This is a genomic window from uncultured Oceanicoccus sp. (assembly GCF_963968385.1).
In the GTDB taxonomy this organism is placed as follows: domain Bacteria; phylum Pseudomonadota; class Gammaproteobacteria; order Pseudomonadales; family Dasaniaceae; genus Oceanicoccus.
This window is the reverse complement of the sequence record NZ_CAXAHB010000130.1, coordinates 1-2,471: the sequence shown is the minus strand read 5'-3', so window position 1 is coordinate 2,471 and position 2,471 is coordinate 1. Positions and strand designations below refer to the sequence as shown.

General features: G+C 44.0%; 2 protein-coding genes. Both read left to right on the top strand.

Features of this window, described 5'->3' with window-relative positions; genetic code table 11:
- Positions 1 to 2,051 (top strand): hypothetical protein (locus AACP44_RS08985; RefSeq protein WP_339340190.1); only part of this gene is annotated, 2,051 nt, incomplete at its 5' end.
- Positions 2,052 to 2,123: 72 nt separating this feature from the next.
- Entirely contained in the window at positions 2,124 to 2,366 is a 243-nt protein-coding gene (locus AACP44_RS08980) for a hypothetical protein (RefSeq protein ID WP_339340189.1), read from the top strand.
- The last annotated feature ends 105 nt before the right edge of the window (positions 2,367 to 2,471 follow it).

Here is a 2,471-nt window from a genome sequence, read left to right as displayed (position 1 = left end):
TGCTGGGAACGACGACTGAAGGTGAAGGAAATGCTGATGATTTGACTGTTGCTACTTCAGGTCATACTGGAATGACTATTCGTAGCGGGACTGCAAATAGAGGCAATATCTATTTTTCTGACGGAACATCTGGAGACGCAGAATATCGTGGGTACATTGAATATAACCATGATGGAGACAAATTAAGTTTTGGTACTGCTAATGGCACTCGTTTGCACATTAACAGCGCGGGCCGCGTAGGCATTGGCACGGTGTCGCCTAGCGAGTCTTTAGAAGTAGCAGGTAATGGCTTTAAAGTTTCAGGTCAAACCAGTGGTGTTACGGATGAAGGAATAACTTTTGATTGGGATAGCGGTTCTAATAACGGAAGAATTTTTTCCGAAAGTGCTGGCAGTTCCAATTTGTTGTTCTATACAACAGCTTCTGGCTCTCGTGGCGAGCGGATGCGAATCGACTCAAGTGGCAACTTGGGCTTGGGCACTTCGTCGCCTGAAGGTGTATTAAGTATTTATGGAACAGCCGCCGAACTTCCTACAAGCGGAACAACATCAAATGCTTTAATTGAACTTAGTAGCAATCTTGGCAATAGGCTTAACATTGGACTAAATACAGCAACTGGAAATTATGGTTCATATATTCAAGCAAGCGATAACAACTTAGCTGTAAATTATTCATTAAATTTACAACCTAACGGTGGAAATGTTGGGATTGGTCATAGCTCTCCGCAGTTTGGTCTTACACTTCCTCAAGTTTCAAACGACTCCGGCAAAATTGGTTGGGAGGACAGCGGTAATACTAAACGAGCATCTATAACCTGCAGTAGTTCCTCAGATGCACTTCAGTTTCACACTGGCTCAAGTGACAGCGAGCGCATGCGAATCGACAGCTCGGGCACTGTTGGAATTAATAATGATATTGTTATTGGTAACCAATCTGCATCAGGCACCAGTGGTACTGGGAGATTTGTAGCAACTGGAGGAGAACTTTACATCCAAGGTGCTTTAGCTAAAACAACTGGATCAGCCGCGCCAATTATATTTTCAGCCTATAATGGCGTTAACGAGCGGATGCGAATCGACAGCGCGGGAAATGTTGCGATTGGTACGACGTCGCCTGACACTAAATTACAAATTGAAAACGGTTCAATTAGTGTTGGATCTTCAACAAACACAAACTCAACAAACACCTTAATTGCTGGTTACGGATATATATTGTCCGGCACTAAGTACGGAAACACAAGTATTAGATCTACTTACTCAAATTCAAATAATTCTGCATCACTGGAGTTTTATACAGCTTCTTCAGGAACAGCTACCGCCGAGCGGATGCGAATCGACAGCTCGGGAAATGTTGGTGTTAACACGTCGAGCCCTACTTCGCAATCTGGCAAAGCATTGCATATTGCTGGAGACACCGGTGGACAGGCTCGGATTCATTTAACTACCTCATATTCAGGTCATACCGCTAACGATGGTGCATATCTTGTTGCATTAGGTGCAGAATCTGGAAGCAGTGCAGGAACGTTAGCCATAATGAACTATGAGAATAGTCCCACTACTTTTTTTACTAATTCAACCGAGCGGATGCGAATCCTTTCGAGCGGTGGTCTAACTTTTAACGGCGATACGGCGCAAGCAAACGCACTGGATGATTACGAAGAAGGTGGTTGGACCCCTACGATTGGCAAAAATTCCGGCACAGTAAGTGTGACCTACACTAAACAACACGGTGTATATACAAAAATAGGAAATCTGGTTTTAATTTGGTGGGACGTGCAGGTTAGTGCTATCAGTGGTGGTTCTGGTGTTGGGCTGATAAGGTCTCTACCCTTTACGGCTGTCGTTGCGTCAAGCGGCGGTGGATATGGTGCCCCTCAATTCAGGGATCAGAATTTACTCTCGACAGATAGCAAACTTTATTCAAATTCTTCATACCATTCAGGCACTGACATATATTTACTTCACCACAATTCTTCTGGTACGGAAGTTTCCACCTCTTTCAATGCGAGTGGAAGAATTACTGGCTGGTCTGTTTATAGGACTAGTACATAAATATCTTTTTACCAAGACCGCAACCGTCTTAAAACTAAGCCTTAAACCTGTCTCATCTGGAGGATGACCCTAATGGCTATTACAAAACGGCTTGAGTACAAAGAAGAAATCCTGCCCAATCAGGTCATTCAAATTCGTGCCACCACTGTGGTCGAAGAGGATGGTGTTGAGCTGGCGCGTAATCATCAGCGCCACGTTGTCTCCCCAGGTGATGACGTAACCGGTGAAATACAAGAAGTGCAAGACATTGCAGCTGCACTTTGGACCGCTGATGTAATTAGTGCTTATCAAGCATCAATTGCAGAAGCTGGTTGACAGTAAGCCGCCCCATGGCAACGTGGGGCTTTAAACAAACAAACAATTTTATTTATTAACTAACAAAAATGGCTACTACTAACACCTGGAAAATTGCACAACTGG

What these genes read in the sequence shown, in the direction of transcription:
- AACP44_RS08980 (WP_339340189.1), top strand. Translation starts at nt 2,124, where the DNA reads ATGGCTATTACAAAACGGCTTGAGTACAAAGAAGAAATCCTGCCCAAT.